The organism is Streptomyces sp. I05A-00742, from assembly GCF_013055795.1.
Taxonomy (GTDB): Bacteria; Actinomycetota; Actinomycetes; order Streptomycetales; family Streptomycetaceae; genus Streptomyces.
This window is the reverse complement of the sequence record NZ_JABETO010000028.1, coordinates 40,210-56,216: the sequence shown is the minus strand read 5'-3', so window position 1 is coordinate 56,216 and position 16,007 is coordinate 40,210. Positions and strand designations below refer to the sequence as shown.

Here is a 16,007-nt window from a genome sequence, read left to right as displayed (position 1 = left end):
CGCTCGCGAAAGTTGTTGGACGATACCCCTGAGCTGGGGTTTTGCTGATCTCATGACCGCACTCCTCCTTTCCCCCGCCGCGACCACCGCCGCACCGCCCGCACCGCCCGCCGGGGAGCACGTCTACCAGCGGCTGCTGCGCAACCGCGTCATCGTGCTCGGACAGCCGGTCGACGACGACATCGCGAACCGGATCTGCGCCGAGATGCTGCTCCTGTCGGCCGAGGACCGGCACCGCGACATCCACCTCTACATCAACTCGCCTGGCGGCTCGATCACGGCCGGGCTGGCCATCTACGACATCATGCAGTTCATCCCGAACGACGTGGCCACCCTGTCGATGGGCTTCACGGCCTCGATGGGCCAGTTCCTGCTCTGCGCGGGCGCCCCGGGAAAGCGGTACGCGCTGCCGCACGCGAGCATCCTCATGCACCAGCCGTCCGCGGGGCTCGCCGGTTCGGCGTCCGACATCAGGATCCAGATCGAGCAGATGCGGGCGGTGAAGCAGCTGGTCCAGCAGCGCATCGCCCACCACACGGGCCGCCCGGTGGAGCAGATCGAGGCGGACTCCGACCGCGACAACTACTTCACGGCCGAGGAGGCCAAGGAGTACGGCTTCGTCGACCACGTGATCTCCTCGGCCGACCGGCTCGCCGACCTCTGACTTCAGCCCCGGCTCCAGCGCACCTGGGGACGCCGGTCAGGACCCGGCTGCCGGACGGACGAAGCCGTAGGCCCGCTCGACCCTGGCGACGTGCACGGCGAACCGCTCGTACCAGCGCTCGCGCCCGTCCGCCTGGGCCACGAGGTGCTCGGCGTGGTCGCGCCAGGCCAGGATCGCCTCCTCGTCCCGCCAGTACGACACGGTGATCCCGAGTTCGCCCTCACCGCCCGTGGAGTCGATACCGAGGAACCCCGGCTGCTTCCGGGCGAGTTCGAGCATCCGGGCCGCCGTCTCGTCGTAGCCCTCACCGCCCTCGACACGGTTCGAGCTGAAGATGACCGCGTAGTACGGCGGTTCGGGCAGGGCGGCGGGGGCGGGCACGGCCATCGGTTCCTCCGGAGCGGGACGACGGGTCACCGCACGGTCCCGCACACCCGGCCGGTAACGCAACGGGGCGGGCGCGAATGCCCGTCACCATCGGCCGGAAACGACCGGCGAATAGACAGCATCCATACCGTGAGAGGTTTTTTCACAGCGGAAACCGGATCTTCCCCGCTCTTTGCCCTAGGACCAACGGAGGATTGAATTCCGCCTCTGGTTCGCAGCGCCTGACCAGGCAGTTCTTCTACGGTTTCCCTGGCGACGAAAAGCGCGGCAAATACGGGGAAGTTGATTCTTCACGCATTTCCGGGCTGTTCGCGGCGCGGACCGAGTGGCCCCGACGGGCTTGTCCCGTCGGCTGTCGCCACCGATTCCTTCCGCGATTCCTGGAGTTCCCGTATGCGTGTCCCCCGCCTGCTGACAGCGGCCCTGGTGCTGCTCTCGTTCGTCATGCCCCTGGCCACGGACATGTATCTGCCGGCCTTTCCCCGGATGACGGACGACCTGCACACCGACGCGTCCGGCGTCCAGCTCACCCTGACGTCGTTCCTCGTCGGCATGGGCCTCGGCCAGCTGGTGCTCGGTCCGCTGTCCGACCGGCTCGGGCGCCGGCTGCCGCTGCTGACCGGCGGGGCCGTCTGTGTCGCGGCGACCGTGCTCTGCGCCATGGCGCCGTCGCTCGGCTGGCTGGTCGCGCTCCGTTTCGCCCAGGGCTTCAGCGGCGCGGCGGGCGTCGTGATCGGACGTGCCGTGGTCTCCGACGTCGCCGAGGGCAGGACGGCCGCCCGGATGTTCGGCATCCTGATGACCCTGATGGGGATCGCACCGGTCCTCGCCCCCGTCGCGGGCGGCGCCGTCGTCGGGCACGGGGGCTGGCACGGCGTGTTCTGGGTGCTCGCCGGCGCATGCCTGCTCGCCCTGGTCGCCGCCGTCGTCGCCGTCCCCGAGAGCCTGCCCGTGGAGAAGCGCCACACGGGCGGGGGCGCGGCCACCCTCCGGGCCGCGCGCGAGGTCCTGGGCGACCGCCCGTACCTCGGGTACACCCTGGCGTTCGGATTCTCGCTCGCGGTGCTCTTCTGCTACGTGGCCGGGGCCTCCTTCCTCTTCCAGAACGTCCTCGGGTTCGGCCTGGGGCAGACGTCCGCGGCCTTCGCCTCGGTGGGCGTCGTCAGCACCCTCGCGAGCACGGTGATCACCAAGCTCGTCGGCCGGTTCACCGCCGGCGGAATGCTGCGAGCCGGGCTCCGTCTCATGTTCCCGACCGCCGTCGCGCTCTGCCTCGCCACCGTCGCCGGCGGGCTGACGGCACCCGTCGCCCTGGTGCTGCTGGGTCTGCTCTTCGTCCCCATCTGCCTGGTGACGATCAACGCGGTTCCGCTGGCCCTGGCCCGGGTGCCCCGGGCCGCGGGCACCGGTTCCGCGGTGCTGGGCGCCCTGCAGAGCGCCCTGAGCGCGCTGGCCGCGCCGTTGGTCGGACTCGGCGGCCAGGACACCGCGCTGCCGATGTTCCTGTGCATGACGGGCTTCGCGGGGCTCGCGTTGCTGGCATTGCGCCTCACCCGCCACGCCACGGGCCCGGCGGAGCCGGCGGGGGCACCGGCGGCGTAGCCGCGTACGCACCCCGGCCGGCCGGCGCGCGGCGGGGCCGGACATCGGCAGGCAGGCCCCCGCAAGCGCCGCCCGGCCGCCTCACCTCCGCACCTCGCCCCCGGTGGAACGAACGCTCGGCGCCCTCATCTCCGTGGGACGACCGTCCCATGGGCGAACGCCCGGCCCCCCTCACCTCCGCCGCTCCACCGGGAACACCGCCGTGATCAGCCAGCCCCCCTCCGGCGCCGGTCCCGCGGTGAGGCGGCCGCCCATGGCCTTGGCCCGTTCGGCGAGGCCGACCAGGCCGAAGCCGCCGCCGCGGGCCGCTTCGGCGATGGCGGCGGGCCGGCGGCCGTCGTCGGCGATGCGGAGCTCGACGCCCTCGGGGACGCCACGCACCCCGATGCGGACCGCGGTGGCGTCGGCGGCGTGCTTGCGGATGTTGGTGAGGGCCTCGCGGACGACGCGGTGGACAGCGGCGGCGACGTCGCCCGGGAGCCAGCCCTCCATCCCGTGCTCGATGTAGAGCGCGACGGGCGGCCCGGTACGGGTGAACTCCTCGGTGAGGGAGCGGACTTCGGGCAGGCCGGCCACCGGCTCCGTCTCGGGTTCCGTACCCTCGCGCAGGACGCCGACGAGGCGGCGCATGGCCCCCAGCGCCTCCCCGGCGGAGCCCTCGATGCGCTCGAACGCGCGGGCGGCCGCGTCGCCCTCCAGGGAGGTGAAGCGCGCGGCCTGGGCCTGGACGGCGATACCGGTGATGTGGTGGGCGACGAGGTCGTGGAGCTCGCGGGCGAGTTCGAGTCGCTCGGCCGTGCGCACGGCCGCCATGTCGCGGACGCGTTGGGCGGACTGGGCGCGCAGCAGCAGGGAGTACGCGCAGACGACCACCGTCAGCAGGGTGAACACGGCCGTGAACCGGCCCGGTTCGAGGTCGCGCACCGGTGCGGCGAGGGCGGCCAGGGCCAGCGCCGGGCCGAGGACGGCGGCGCGCCGGGCCGCCGAGCGCTGGACGACGTTGGTCAGCAGGACGAGCAGGGCGACGTCCTCGCCCATGCCCCAGACCACCTCGGGGTGCCGGCCGGCCATCAGGACGGCCGAGGTGGTCCAGGAGACGGCGACGGCGACGCCGGCCCGCACGTCGAGCGGGATCCAGGCGTACGGCACGGCGCACAGGCAGACGGCGACGCCCGAGGCGAGCACCACGGCGTGCGGCGGGCTGGGCTGCCGGGCGAGGACGAGCCCCTCGAAGCCGACCAGGCCGAGCAGGAAGAGGGCGAGCACGGCCTTGGCGACGACGGCCCGGCGCGGATGCCGGGCGATCCCGGCCCGGCCGGTCACGTAGCGCCCGTGGCCAGCCCGCTCTCCCAGGCCCAGGCGGCGATCTCGACGCGGTTCCGGGCGTCGAGCTTCAGCTGCACATTGGCCAGGTGGGTCTTGACCGTGGACAGGGAGATGAACAGTTCGGCGGCGATCTCGGCGTTGGTGGCGCCGCGCGCGAGGCAGCGCACGACGTCCTCCTCGCGCTCGGTCAGCGGCTCGGAGGGCTCCCTCGGCGTACGGACGGCGTTGCCGCCGTCGGTGGCCGCGGGGGCCAGGTCGCGGAGCAGCCGGACGGTGATGGCGGGCGAGATGAGGGAGTCGCCGACGGCGGCGGCGTGGACCGCCTCGACGAGCATGGCCGGGCTGGCGTCCTTCAGGAGGAATCCGGAGGCGCCGTTGCGCAGGGCGGAGTGGACGTACTCGTCGAGGTCGAACGTGGTGACGATGACGATGCGGGGGCGGCCGCCGCGCTCCGGCTCCGCGGCGGTGAGGGCGGAGAGCCGCCGGGTGACCTCCAGCCCGTCCAGCTTGGGCATGCGGATGTCGAGGAGCAGCACGTCGGGCCGGTACGCCTCGACGGCGGCCAGGGCGGCCTCGCCGTCCACGACGTCGGCGACGACGTCGATGTCGGGCTGGCTCTCCAGGATCATCCGGAAGCCGGTGCGGACCATCTCCTGGTCGTCCGCGATGACGACGGTGATCGCCATGACGTCCCCTCCGCCGGGGTGGCTGTCGGTACGGTGCGCCGGGGCGGGCGCCGGTGGGTCCGGAACCGGTGGGCCGGGCCTGATGGCCCGGAACCGGTGATCCGGAACTGATGGTCCGGAACCGGTGGCCCGGACCTGGTGGCCCGGAACCGGTGATCCGGAACCGGTGATCCGGGTCCGGTGGTCCGAAACCGGTGGTCCGGAACCGCCGGTCCGGAACCGCCGGCCCGGAACCCGTGGCCTGAGTCCGTGGGCCGAGTCCCATGACCCGAGCCCGGTGGCCCGGAACCGGGACGGGACCGCCGGCATGCCCGGCGTCCCTCCATGTCACCGGGGGTGCCGTGCGGCCGCAACAGCAAGCGCGGCGACGGGCGGCGGGCACGGCTCCGCCGGGTCTCCCCGGTCAGGCCTCCGGACGGGCGGCGCGGCGGCGGCTCAGGAGCCGCACCCCGTACGCTCCCCCGCCGACCGCCAGCAGCGCGCCGCCCGCGACGAGCGGCGTGCCGACGTCGTGCCGGCCCTTGACGGTCTGGCCGGCCTGCACCATGCGGCGCACGGGGTTGCTGGCCGCCACGTGCCGCTTGGCCTGCCGGACCTGCTTGGCCTTCCTGGCCTGCTTCACCGGCCGGGCCTGCTTGGCCTGCTTGACCCGCTTGCCCTCCAGGACCAGCGCGCCCTGTCCGGCCTTTCCTACCTCTCCCACCTGTCCTACCTGTCCGATCTCTCCCGCCTGCCCCACCCGTCCGGTCCCGTTCGCCCGCCGGATCTGTTCGGCCGGCCGGAGCGGTGCCGGGCGCGACACGCCGGAGTGCTCCCGGTGGGTGACGCGGAGCTCCCGCTCACGGTGGTTCGCCCGGCGGTCGCCGGTTCCCGCGGCCGGGTGACCGGTGGCCTCCCGCCGGACGACGGCGGGGTCGGCGGCCGCCTCGCGGGAACCCCCGTCACGGACGACCGCGCGGTCGCCGCCGGTGCGGTCGCGCTGCCCGTGGTCCGCGGCCTCGGCGCCGGTCACCGGCAGGAACGCCGCGCCCGCGGCGGCGAGAAGGGTGACGGCGGCGATGCGGGTCCTGGCGGGCACGGCTGTGCCTTTCTGTCGGTGTGCGGCAGTGCGGCACGTGCCGCGGCCGCGCACCCCGGACGTCCCGTCGCGGGACCGCGGAGTGCGCGTGATCCACGTTACGGGCCTTCATGCCCCGCACACCTCGACCGGCCGGGCCATTCCCGTCCCGTCCCGTCTCGGCCGAAAGGATGACGGCGGCCCGCCGCGCGTCATACCGGAGTCGCGCGGGCGGGCCGCCGCCGGACGGACCGGAGGGTCAGTGCCGGATCAGCCGAGGCTCGCGGCGCCCGCCGCGATGTCCTTGGCGAAGGTGCTCACCTGGGTGTACACGCCGGGGTAGCGGGGCCGGGCGCAGCCGGTGCCCCAGCTGACGATGCCGACCTGGATCCAGGCCCCCGCGTTGTCCTTGCGGAACATGGGCCCGCCGGAGTCGCCCTGGCAGGTGTCCACGCCGCCCTTCTCGACGAACCCGGCGCAGATCTCCTCGCCGGGTATGAGGCTGCTGCCGTACGCCTTGCCGCAGGTGGCGTCGTCGACGAACGGCACGTCCGCCTTGCGCATCTTGGTCTGCTGTCCGCCGCCCTCCCGGGTGGCGCCCCAGCCGGCGACGGTGAAGGTGCCCGAGTCGTAGGCGGTGGTGTCGGCCGTCTTGAGGGTGGGCAGGTCGACGGGCCGGGCGAGTCTGATCAGCGCCCAGTCCTTGCCGGAGCCGTTGTAGCCGGGGGCCTGGAGGACCCGGGTGGACTTGACCTTGACCGCCTGCGCGGAGTTGAGGTCGACGACGCCGGCCGTCACGGTGATGGAGGTGTCCGCGCCGCTGCCGTTCACGCAGTGGGCGGCGGTGAGGACGATCTGCTTGGTGTAGAGGGCGCCGCCGCAGCCCATGGAGAGGCGGACCATCCAGGGGAACTCGCCCTGCTGCGCGGGGACGCCGCCGACGACGCCCTGGCCGGGCCCGGAGGCCGGTTCCTGCGCCTGGGCCCCGCCGGGCTGGAGACTGAAGGCGGCGAGGGCCACCGCGCCGACGGCAAGGGTCCTCTTCAAGGCCGTGAGGTGGGTGCTCAAGGGGGGTCCTTTCGTGGAGGGTTGACCACGATTTGCCAGGTTCATGACAAGCTGCCGATGCTCGCCCCGAAGCGGAACCTGGTGAACGCGGTGTGGTGAGTATCGGAGCGGACGGGGGCGACGGCAAGGACGCTTCAGGCCAGTGCGGGCCATGGGACACAAGCGGAGGCCCGGCGCCGTACCCGCCCCGCGCCCCCGCCCGTACAGTGGAGGACGGCGGGGGCCGGCGGAACCACGGGGGTGGTGACGGGTGAGCACGGACGTCGAGATCCAGCACGGCTTCCCGCACCTGGACACGGTCCACTCCGCGATCACCGCGCTGTACCGGCGGCTCTCCTGCGACACCCTGCGCACCTTCGCGCTCAGCGTCCCGCCGTCCGACGTCGCGTTCTCCGACGACGAGGACCCCTACCTGGGCGTCCAACGGGTCGCCGGCGTCATGGTGCGGCAGCTGCGGCTCCCGGACGCGCGGATGATCGTCTCCTTCCGCGACATGCGGCACGCCGGGAACGTCGAACTCGCGGCAGGGCCCGAGTACTTCATCGAGCTCAACTCCCGCTTCAAGAAGCACCGCAGGGACATCGGCGCGGCCCTGGCCCACGAGGTGACCCACGTCTACCTGCACCGGCTGGGACTCGCGTTCCCCGGCACCCGGGACAACGAGATCCTCACCGACACCGTCGCCGCCTACCTCGGCGCCGGCTGGCTGCTGCTCGACGCGTACCGCGAGGACGCGCTCACCACGCAGAAGCTCGGCTATCTCACCCCGGAGGAGTTCGGCTACGTCCTGGCCCAGCGCGCCGAGGTCTTCGCCGAGGACCCCGCCCTCTGGTTCACCAGCCCGCGCGCCCACGACGCCTACGTCCAGGGCGCGGCACGGGCCCGCCGGGAGGCGCGGCGCCCGCCGCTGGCGACGGCGGGCCGGCTCGGACGGCACCGCTACGCGCGGGACCGGCGGGCGGCCGAGCGGGGCACGGGCCCGGCCGCGCTCCCCGCCGGGTACGCGTTCGAGGGGCGCGATCCGCAGCGCGTCAGCTTCCCCTGCCCCACCTGCCACCAGCGGATCCGGGTGCCGGTCAGGGGACGGCTGCGGGCGCGGTGCGGGCTGTGCGGGAGCGTGCTGGAGTGCGAGACGTGACGGTCGTTGACGGGTGCGTTCCACTTCAGCGGCGCTCTACCCACCGCCGCGTAAACCCGCCGCCAGCTCGCTCGTCGACTTGTGCACCACCGTGGGAGCCATCCCGGCGGGCCACGCCTGGACCAGGTACTCCTCGCCGAGGTCGGCCCAGGCCGGGTAGTCGCGGTTCCGGCCCGACACCCGGATCCGGTACGTGCCGGGCCCGGAGATGATGATCTCCGGCAGCTCGCCACTCTCCTCCGGATCGGACTCCCCGACCTCCATCGCGTGACTGTTCCACCGGACGGACACCTCGGCGACGTCGTCCCACCCGTCCGTCTCCACAGCGGGCGGACCATCCCAGGTCTCCGCGGTGACGGTGATGAACTGGCACTCCTCGGCGCAGCGCACCGAGGCCGCGCCGCCCTCGGGGTTGACGTCGACCAGCCCGGTCGCGGAGTAGTCGGGTTCGAACTCCTCCAGGGTCTCGGGGTCGATGATGCGGAACGCGTACGTCTCGTCGACGAACAACTGCTCGCTGCGCAGCCGCCGTATGAGGAAGGGCCCGCTCACCCCGTCCCCCACCACTTCCGCAGCACCTTCTCCGCCGGCTTCCCGTGCGGCGTGTAAGCGAGCTTCTTCGGCGTCTCCCCGGTGTCCGGCCAGTCGTCCCACATCCACCAGCAGACCCCGGCCCACCACTTCTGGCCGTCGAAGGCGGCCAGCAACGCCTCGTAGCCGGCGGCCTGTTCGGCGTCGCCCCGGGCCGTGCTGACGGTCCAGGAGTACGGGGCCGTCGTGGACCCCTTCTGGCTGACGTAACCGGCCTCGGTGAACAGGATCTTGCGCCCCTGCTCGGCGGAGAAGGCGGCCAGTTCCTTCACCACCGGCTGCCACGCCTGGCGCAGCTTCGCCACGTCGGTGGTGGGCTTCTCGCCGAGCGGCCAGTAGGCGTCGATCCCGATGAGGTCGAGGTCCTTCCAGAACGGGATCTTCTGGTACTCGTCGTAGTTGGCCGCGTAGGTGAGCCGGCCCTTGTAGGCGGAACGGACGGCGGAGACGGCCTTCTTCCAGTGCGCGCCGTCCTCGGAGGTGCCGGCGAGTTCGGTGCCGACGGAGAACTGCTCCGCGCCGGTCTCGGCGGCGAGCTTCGCGTAGTGGGTGATGAAGCGTTCGTACGCCGTGAACCAGGCATTCCGGTCGTCGGGCCGGATGCCGGAGCGGTCGCCGCCGTCCTTCAGGTCCACATGGGGCTTGATCATGGTCTTGAGGCCGGCGTCGTGGGCGAGGCGCACGATGTGGCGCAGGCTCGCGTCGTCGGCGGTCTCGTCGGTCGGGTGGATGTCCGACTCGCCGATGCCGTCCTGGTACCAGGTCGGGGTGAACGTCACCCACCGGGCGCCGGTGGCGGCGATCTGCCGCAGATACGTTTTGGCCTCGGGACTCTCGTAGTCCTTCTTGTTCCAGGCCGGAAGGGTGATCCCCTTCAGCGCGGCCTCCTTCCGGTCGTCCGGGCGTTTGCTGCCCCCTCCGCCCGCGGTGCCGCCGGGCGTGTGACGGGGGGTTTCGGTGGATTCCTCGGAATCGTTGGCGGAGCACCCTGCGAGGAAGAGGGCGGCCGCGGCCGCCAGCGCGACGACCGCCCTCTTCTTCGCGCTCACTGGTTCAGGTCCGTGGGGCCGACGAAGGTGTACCCGAGGGCGCGGATGCCCTCGACCGTCTGCTGGAGCGGGGCCGTCCCGAAGTACGGGTGGTAGAAGAAGCTGGCCACGCCGTCACGGACGGCCAGGTTGGCCCTGGCCGAGGCGATCAGGTCGGCGGGGAGCCGGGCCGGGTGGTTGTTGTACGGCTCGGGCTCGTAGTTGCCGAGGTTCTCCGGGAGGACCGTGGTGCCGTACACGTCCTTGACGGCGTACGGGAAGAACTGGCCGATGTAGCGACCGGAGTTGGTGGGGGCACCGGTCAGTGTGCCTGTGAAGTACAAGGATCTCTCCAGTCGGGCGGAGAAGTTCTGACCGAGGACACGGTAGTCGGTGGCGGAGGCCGCGTAGTGTGGCGTTGTCCACAGTGCCGGCCTCGGCAGTCCGGCCGCCGCGAAGGCCGCCAGGGCGGACGTAACTCGCGTTTGTGCCCAGGCAGTTGAGTCCTGAGCCGTCGGCCCGTCGTAGACGACGTTGTCCGAGGCGTCGACGTGGGCGCGGAAGAACTCGAAGTCGTCCCCGGTGACTCCGCTGTACGGGTTGTTCACATTGCTGTACTGGTGGGTGTAACCGTGGTCCATCAGCACCGCGCCGCGCGCGAGCATGTACTTGAGGGCCGAGACGACCCCGGGACTCTGGGCGAGTGTGACCGTCTCCGGCCTGCCGCTGTTGTACGTGCCCTTGGGGTCCGTGTAGACGGGGATGACGTTGATCCCGTAGGGGATCTTCTGCGAGAAGAGGTAATCCGCCGCCTTGCGCAGGTCGTTGGGGTCGGACTTGGGACTGATGTCCTCCAGCCGGACGAACGCGCGGTGCCGTTCTGCGGTGCCCGGCGCGAGCCCGTCGAAGAGCAGGTCCTCGAAGGCGATCACGCGGTCGCTCTCGGAGACGTACGTGAAGGGGATCTCCCCGACGTAGGTCAGATTGCCCGAACGGATCGCCCATGGGCTGGCGTTGCCCGAATTGGCGTCCCTGGCCTGGGCCAGCTGGGTGACCTGCGGGTATCCGGGCCCGGTCGCGAGCGCGGGGTGCAGCACCCCGCCGTCGAAGCCGGCCGGGATCTTCCGGGTGAGCTGCCGGCCCTTGTAGGTCACCTGGGTGATGTTCCCCACGGTGCCCCCGCTCTCGTAGAACGAGGCGGTGGGGTCCCAGCCGTAGCGCTGCTTGAAGGTGCTGACGCCGACGGCGTTGGCCATGCCCCAGATGTTGTCCCCGACCCAGGTCACGGGGCGCGTCGTGGCCAGGGCGTCCTGGTAGAACGCGGCCGGGACGGCGTCGGGGACGGGCCCGCCGTAGTACGTCGAGCCGACGTAGAGCGTGGCCGTGTACTGGTTGACCATCCCCGCGGTGTACGCCGAGACCGGCTTGGCGGTCACGGTCCCGAAGTGTCCCGCGAGGTTGGCGACGGCCATGGCGTACAGCTCGCCCAGGTACCCGTAGGGGCCGGCGCTGTCGTAGAGGACCAGCGCGGAGGCACCGCCGGGGACCGCGGCCGGCAGCTTGGCGGCGGCGGTGACCACGGTGGGGCCGGACGTCCCGGAAACCCCTGACGTCAGGGGGGCGACCGCGGGAACCGCGGCGGTCTTCGGGGGCGTCGTACCACTCGGCACCGTAGGGGTCGTACGGGTCGGGCGGCTGACGACGAGCTTGCCGGACCGGCGCAGCCGGTCGTTGGCCAGCCGTGCGGCCTTCCAGGCCTTGAGGTCCTGGGTGCCGGCCTTGGAGAGCGCGGCGGGCCCGGTGCCCTGCAGGGCGTGCGGCGGACGGTGCCGGTCCGCCGGAGTTCCGGCGGCTCCGGCGCCTTCCGAAAGAGTGAAGCCGCCCAGCAGGGCGGCCACTATCGAAAGCGCGAGCGAAATTCGGGGCTTTCCCCGTCTCCTCCTGGAAATTCTCATCCCATTCCCCCCTGTTGCCGTTCCGGCGTCCTGGATTTCCACGCCGACAGTTGGCAGATTCTGCTGGGGTCACCAGCGGCTGTCAATACATTCCCCGGAACCTTGCAATCCGTCCGGCATTCCCCGGAGTTCTCCACCGGGGCGCCACGGAGAGGTCCGCCGCATTCCGGTTCCCGAATGGTTCAGACCGCAGGTCACACCAGCCCCAAACCCGGCGCGAGCTGCCAGAACTACCCACCGGTCACAAGAATTTACACCCTGGAATTCTCCGACTTCCCTGATGTATGACCGGCCCGATCGGCAGGTCTGGTACGTTCCCAGCGCACGCCTCGCAGGAGGCGGAAAATGGGGGGGAACCCATGTACGGAAAACCAGCCCTGGGCACCGTTGTGCCCTTGGCCGGGCTGACGGCCGCACCGGAAGTGCTGCCGGGACTGCCCTACGCGAGAGGCCTCCAGGAAGCGGCCGGAACCGGATTCCTGCTCTACTGTTCGATAGCCGCCGTCCTGATTTTGCTGAAATGCTGGTACCGGATACGGAACTCCGGTGACCGTTCATGACGGGCGGCCTCCGGACCGGTGACGTCCTGCTCTGGTCGAGCATCGCCATCATCGTGATGGCCGGGTGCTACAACACCTCCCTGTTCCTCATCTCCCGACGCCGCTTCCGCCGCTCGCGGGGCCCGCGGGAGCAGCGCTTCTACGTCTTCCTCCTCGCCTGCCTCAACGAGGAGAAGGTGCTCGCCGAGAGCCTGGCGCGCATCACCGCCCTGCCGGCCCGCAACACCCTGGCCCTGGTCATCGACGACGCCTCCGACGACCGCACGGCCGACATCGCCCGCGCGGCCTGCGCCGCCGCCCCGGGCAAGGTGCACCTGCTGCAACGGCACCTGCCGAACGCCCGCAAGGGCAAGGGTGCGGCCCTCAACGCCGGTATCGCACACCTGCGTTCCTCCGGGCTCCTGGACGGCCGCGACCCACGCGACGTCATCGTCTGCGTCGTGGACGCGGACGGCCGGCTCGACCAGCACGTGGTCCAGGCCGTCGACCCGTACTTCGACAACCCGCGCACCGGCGGCACCCAGATCGGCGTGCGGATGTACAACCGCAACAAGGGCCTGCTCGCCCGGCTCCAGGACATGGAGTTCGTCATCTACGGCGACATCTTCCAGAGCGCCCGCCGGTACATCGGCAGCGTCGGCATGGGCGGCAACGGCCAGTTCATGCGGCTGGCCGCGCTGGACTCCCTCATGGGCCCGGACGGCGCCGGCCCGTGGAGCGACTCCCTGACCGAGGACCTGGACCTGGGCGTCCGGCTCATCGCCCGCGGCTGGACCAACCAGCACTGCACCTCCGCCGCCGTCTCCCAGCAGGCCGTCCTCGACGTCCGGCGGCTGGTGCGGCAGCGGTCGCGCTGGTTCCAGGGCCACCTCCAGTCGGCAGGGCTGGTCCCGCTGATCGTCCGCGAGGTGCCCACCCGGGCCGCGGTGGACCTGCTCTACCACCTCTCCAGCCCGGTGCTGATCCTGCTCACCTCGCTGCTGCCGGTGTCCTTCCTCGTCGCCGTCGTCGGCACCGTCATCGGCTCGATCGAGGCGGGCCGGCCGCTGATCTCCCCGATGTGGGTGATCGGCCCGTACATCCTGTCGTTCACCGCCGCCTACGCCTACGGGTGGGTCTACTCCCGGCGCGAACAGGGCCTCGGCCTCGCCCGCGCGGTCCTGCTGTCCCACGTCTTCATCTTCTACGGCTACATCTGGTTCGCCGCCGGATGGTGGGGCCTCTGGCGCATGCTGACCGGCAAGCAGACCTGGCTGAAGACGGCGCGCACCTGATCCCCACGCCTCACCGCATCAGCGACAACCGGCCCTCCGGGCCGGCACACACCTCACGGAGGACCGCATGTCCCCGAATCTGATCGGCGCGCCGGTGCGTGCCATGCTCGTCCTCGGGACCCGCCCCGAAGCCATCAAACTCGCCCCCGTGGCCCGCGCCATGGCGGCCTCCCCGCTGTTCGAACCGCTCGTCGTCACCACCGGGCAGCACCGCGAGATGCTGCACCAGATGCTCGACCTGCTCCAGGTGCCCGCCCGCACCGAGCTCGACGTGATGCGCGACCGCCAGCAGCTGTCCACCCTCACCGCCCGGCTCGTGGACGGCCTCGGCGAGGTGGTCCGCGCGCAGCGGCCGGACGTCGTCCTCGTCCAGGGCGACACCACCACCGCGCTCACCGGTGCCCTCGCCGCGTTCTACGAGCACGTCCCCGTCGCCCATGTCGAGGCCGGGCTGCGTACCGGCGTCCTCGACAACCCGTTCCCCGAGGAGCTCAACCGCCGGCTCATCGGCCGCGTCGCCCGCTGGCACTTCGCCCCGACGGCGCGCGCCGCCGGGCATCTGACCGCCGAGGGCGTGCCCGCCTCCGAGGTGTTCACCACCGGCAACACCGTCATCGACAACCTGCTGTGGGTGCTGGCCGAGGGCACCGGCCGGAGCCGGTTCACCACCGGCCTGCGGCGCGTCCTGCTCACCCTGCACCGCCGCGAGAACCAGGGCGACGTCATGTGCGGCATGGGCCGGGCCGTACGCCGGCTCGCCGACCGCGGCGACGTCGAGATCCTGCTCCCGCTGCACAAGAGCCCCGCCGTCCGCGACGCGCTGCTGCCCGAGCTGACCGGCCACCCGCACATCCGCGTCGTCGAACCCCTTGGCTACCTCGACTTCTCCGCCACCCTCGCCGCCTGCGACCTGGTCCTCACCGACTCCGGCGGCATCCAGGAGGAGGCCCCGACCCTCGGCAAGCCCGCCCTCGTCCTGCGCACCACCACCGAACGGCCGGAGGCCGTCGACGCGGGCGCGGCACGGCTGGTCGGCACCGTGCCCGACGCGATCCTGGCGGCCACCGAGCGGCTGCTGGACGATCCGGAGGAGTACGCCCGCATGGCGGCGGCCGGAAATCCGTTCGGTGACGGCCACGCGACCGAACGGATCATCGCCCAGCTCGCGGAGGACTTCGGGGCGGACGCGGACATCCCGCCCGGAGATCCGGTGATCGCCCGCCTCCCCGAGGGTCCGGGGTCATACTCGACGGCATGACGAGAGTTCACCGGCTGCTCGCCCTGGCCGCCCTCGCCGTCGCCGCCCTCGTGGGCATCGGCTTCGCGGCGGACGCCCTGTGGGGCGGCGGGGGCGCACCGGAACGCCCGTGGGCCGAGGGCTCGGTCCACGGGCCCTGGCGGTCGGTGTTCGACGGCCACGGCACGAACATCGGCCGCCACGACGGCCTCGCCCTCTCCCCCAAGCCGGCCCGCCGGGACGACGAGACCCACGCCGGCCTCGTCGTCTCCACCGCGACGTACGAGAACGTCGACTACGAGGCCCGCATGCGCACCGTCGCCCAGCTCCGCACCCCGAAGCCCAACCCCTGGGAGGTGCCCTGGCTGCTCTGGGCCTACACCGACCCCGAGCACTTCTACTACGTCACCCTCAAGCCCAACGGCTGGGAACTCGGCAAACGCGACCCCGCCTACCCCGGCGGCCAGCGCTTCCTCGCCACCGGCCCCGGAAGCTTCCCCCTCGGCCACACCTCCACCGTCCGCGTCGCCCAGCGCGGCCCCCGCATGGAGATCAGCGTCGACGGCCGCGGCCTCGTCGCCTACGAGGACCGCGAACGCCCGTACCTGAAGGGCAGCGTGGGGGTCTACACGGAGGACGCCCGGGTGGTGTTCAGCGAGGTGGTGGCCCGGTCGGCGGGGTCGTGAGCCACCGACGCGGTCGTGGCGCTCACGTCTCCAGGACGTACCACTGCCGCACGGACCTCCCCCGCAGGTAGAGGCGCCGCCCCCGTCCGACGACGTCGGCGCACCGGGTGAGGGGCGTGCCGTCGGGGAGGGTGAGCCGGGCCTCTTCGAGGAGACGGAGGGTGCCGTCGGAGGCGCGGCAGCGGTGCAGCAGGTCGGGGCCGCGGCCGGCGCCGAGGAGGGTGAGTTCGCCGTCGTGGACGGCGATGCCCCGGGGGCGGGTGGCCGGGGCCGTCCAGGGGTGGAGCGGCAACGGTGGGCGGTTTACATGGCGGGTACTCTGCCGACCGTCGGCATCGTCGTTGCGCGCGACCAAAGACGGCTGGCTACGCGGCCGGGGTGGTCCTGTCGTAAACAGTGGTGGATTCGTGCGCATAAATCGGGCAAACAGTCGCTCAGGCCGCCCCTGTCCACCACTTCCCCAGCAGACCACCGCCGATGCCCCACCCAGCCCGTCCGGCGTTTGAGGACAACCGCGCGGAGCGCGGTTGTTGGGGGTGTGGGGGCGGAGCCCCTGCACGAAACGGTGAAAGGGCGGGTCCGGGGCGCACCCAACTCAGCTGAGCCATACGGAACTTGCGCTATCGGACACCGCCCGACCGACCGCCACCACTAAGAAATCACCTCACGGGCGGACGGTCATGGAACTCCCATGATTCCAACGGCCCGTGTCCGTCGGCCCACCGGGTCCGGGTCTCCCCGGACGGTG

The 16,007-nt window shown here is 72.0% G+C and carries 15 protein-coding genes; 6 read left to right on the top strand and 9 right to left on the bottom strand.

The annotated features are described in order from the left end of the window. The first annotated feature begins 52 nt into the window (after positions 1–52). Positions 53–664, top strand: coding sequence for an ATP-dependent Clp protease proteolytic subunit (locus tag HN013_RS23385; RefSeq protein ID WP_171169393.1), 612 nt, complete (start codon positions 53–55; stop codon positions 662–664). A gap of 36 nt (positions 665–700) precedes the next feature. Here HN013_RS23385 and HN013_RS23380 read toward each other — a convergent pair whose 3' ends face one another. Continuing rightward, positions 701–1,051: an antibiotic biosynthesis monooxygenase gene (locus HN013_RS23380; protein ID WP_171169391.1), complete on the bottom strand. Its 351-nt coding sequence runs from the start codon at positions 1,049–1,051 to the stop codon at positions 701–703. A gap of 393 nt (positions 1,052–1,444) precedes the next feature. Between HN013_RS23380 and HN013_RS23375 the strand changes: the two genes are divergently transcribed. Next, positions 1,445–2,653 carry a multidrug effflux MFS transporter gene (locus tag HN013_RS23375; protein WP_171169389.1) on the top strand — a complete coding sequence of 403 codons (1,209 nt, stop codon included), beginning with the start codon at positions 1,445–1,447 and terminating at the stop codon, positions 2,651–2,653. A gap of 171 nt (positions 2,654–2,824) precedes the next feature. Here the strand turns inward: HN013_RS23375 and HN013_RS23370 are convergent, their stop codons facing one another. From HN013_RS23370 to HN013_RS23355, 4 genes are all read right to left on the bottom strand, one after another. Next, a complete protein-coding gene (locus tag HN013_RS23370; protein WP_171169387.1) occupies positions 2,825–3,976 on the bottom strand; it encodes a histidine kinase in 1,152 nt (383 codons plus the stop codon). After that, positions 3,973–4,665, bottom strand: coding sequence for a response regulator transcription factor (locus HN013_RS23365; RefSeq protein ID WP_171169385.1), 693 nt, complete (start codon positions 4,663–4,665; stop codon positions 3,973–3,975). The genes HN013_RS23370 and HN013_RS23365 overlap by 4 nt, the downstream gene beginning before the upstream one ends. A gap of 403 nt (positions 4,666–5,068) precedes the next feature. After that, positions 5,069–5,743: a hypothetical protein gene (locus HN013_RS23360; protein ID WP_171169383.1), complete on the bottom strand. Its 675-nt coding sequence runs from the start codon at positions 5,741–5,743 to the stop codon at positions 5,069–5,071. A gap of 249 nt (positions 5,744–5,992) precedes the next feature. Then, positions 5,993–6,790, bottom strand: a complete 798-nt coding sequence (locus HN013_RS23355) for a serine protease (RefSeq protein WP_249375298.1) — start codon at positions 6,788–6,790, stop codon at positions 5,993–5,995. A gap of 250 nt (positions 6,791–7,040) precedes the next feature. Here HN013_RS23355 and HN013_RS23350 point away from each other — a divergent pair, with 250 nt between their 5' ends. After that, complete coding sequence (locus HN013_RS23350; protein ID WP_171169379.1) at positions 7,041–7,928, top strand: hypothetical protein; 888 nt, start codon at positions 7,041–7,043, stop codon at positions 7,926–7,928. Positions 7,929–7,964: 36 nt separating this feature from the next. On the opposite strand, the gene HN013_RS23345 is transcribed toward HN013_RS23350, so the two are convergent. Genes HN013_RS23345 through HN013_RS23335 form a run of 3 tightly spaced genes read right to left on the bottom strand, consistent with a single transcriptional unit; the run spans position 7,965 to position 11,445 of the window. After that, complete coding sequence (locus HN013_RS23345; protein ID WP_171169377.1) at positions 7,965–8,480, bottom strand: hypothetical protein; 516 nt, start codon at positions 8,478–8,480, stop codon at positions 7,965–7,967. Continuing rightward, complete coding sequence (locus HN013_RS23340) at positions 8,477–9,568, bottom strand: glycoside hydrolase family 113 (RefSeq protein WP_171169375.1); 1,092 nt, start codon at positions 9,566–9,568, stop codon at positions 8,477–8,479. Before HN013_RS23340 ends, HN013_RS23345 begins: the two co-directional genes overlap by 4 nt. Continuing rightward, positions 9,565–11,445: a polysaccharide deacetylase family protein gene (locus HN013_RS23335; RefSeq protein ID WP_312018695.1), complete on the bottom strand. Its 1,881-nt coding sequence runs from the start codon at positions 11,443–11,445 to the stop codon at positions 9,565–9,567. The genes HN013_RS23340 and HN013_RS23335 overlap by 4 nt, the downstream gene beginning before the upstream one ends. 613 nt (positions 11,446–12,058) lie before the next feature. Here HN013_RS23335 and HN013_RS23330 point away from each other — a divergent pair. The 3 genes from HN013_RS23330 to HN013_RS23320 all read left to right on the top strand — a co-directional run bounded on the left by HN013_RS23330 (position 12,059) and on the right by HN013_RS23320 (position 15,259). Continuing rightward, positions 12,059–13,336, top strand: a complete 1,278-nt coding sequence (locus tag HN013_RS23330; protein WP_171169371.1) for a glycosyltransferase — start codon at positions 12,059–12,061, stop codon at positions 13,334–13,336. 67 nt (positions 13,337–13,403) lie between these two features. Further along, a complete protein-coding gene (gene wecB / locus HN013_RS23325) occupies positions 13,404–14,594 on the top strand; it encodes a non-hydrolyzing UDP-N-acetylglucosamine 2-epimerase (protein ID WP_171169369.1) in 1,191 nt (396 codons plus the stop codon). Then, positions 14,591–15,259 (top strand): calcium-binding protein, encoded by a 669-nt coding sequence (locus HN013_RS23320; RefSeq protein WP_171169367.1) that lies wholly within the window; start codon positions 14,591–14,593, stop codon positions 15,257–15,259. Before wecB ends, HN013_RS23320 begins: the two co-directional genes overlap by 4 nt. Before the next feature lie 22 nt (positions 15,260–15,281). Here the strand turns inward: HN013_RS23320 and HN013_RS23315 are convergent, their stop codons facing one another. Continuing rightward, positions 15,282–15,551 (bottom strand): hypothetical protein, encoded by a 270-nt coding sequence (locus tag HN013_RS23315; protein WP_171169365.1) that lies wholly within the window; start codon positions 15,549–15,551, stop codon positions 15,282–15,284. Positions 15,552–16,007: the final 456 nt, after the last annotated feature.

Coding starts and splice junctions, on each gene's coding strand:
- HN013_RS23380 (WP_171169391.1), bottom strand. CDS start 1,051: ATGGCCGTGCCCGCCCCCGCCGCCCTGCCCGAACCGCCGTACTACGCG.
- HN013_RS23320 (WP_171169367.1), top strand. CDS start 14,591: ATGACGAGAGTTCACCGGCTGCTCGCCCTGGCCGCCCTCGCCGTCGCC.
- HN013_RS23375 (WP_171169389.1), top strand. CDS start 1,445: ATGCGTGTCCCCCGCCTGCTGACAGCGGCCCTGGTGCTGCTCTCGTTC.
- wecB (WP_171169369.1), top strand. CDS start 13,404: ATGTCCCCGAATCTGATCGGCGCGCCGGTGCGTGCCATGCTCGTCCTC.
- HN013_RS23385 (WP_171169393.1), top strand. CDS start 53: ATGACCGCACTCCTCCTTTCCCCCGCCGCGACCACCGCCGCACCGCCC.
- HN013_RS23330 (WP_171169371.1), top strand. CDS start 12,059: ATGACGGGCGGCCTCCGGACCGGTGACGTCCTGCTCTGGTCGAGCATC.
- HN013_RS23365 (WP_171169385.1), bottom strand. CDS start 4,665: ATGGCGATCACCGTCGTCATCGCGGACGACCAGGAGATGGTCCGCACC.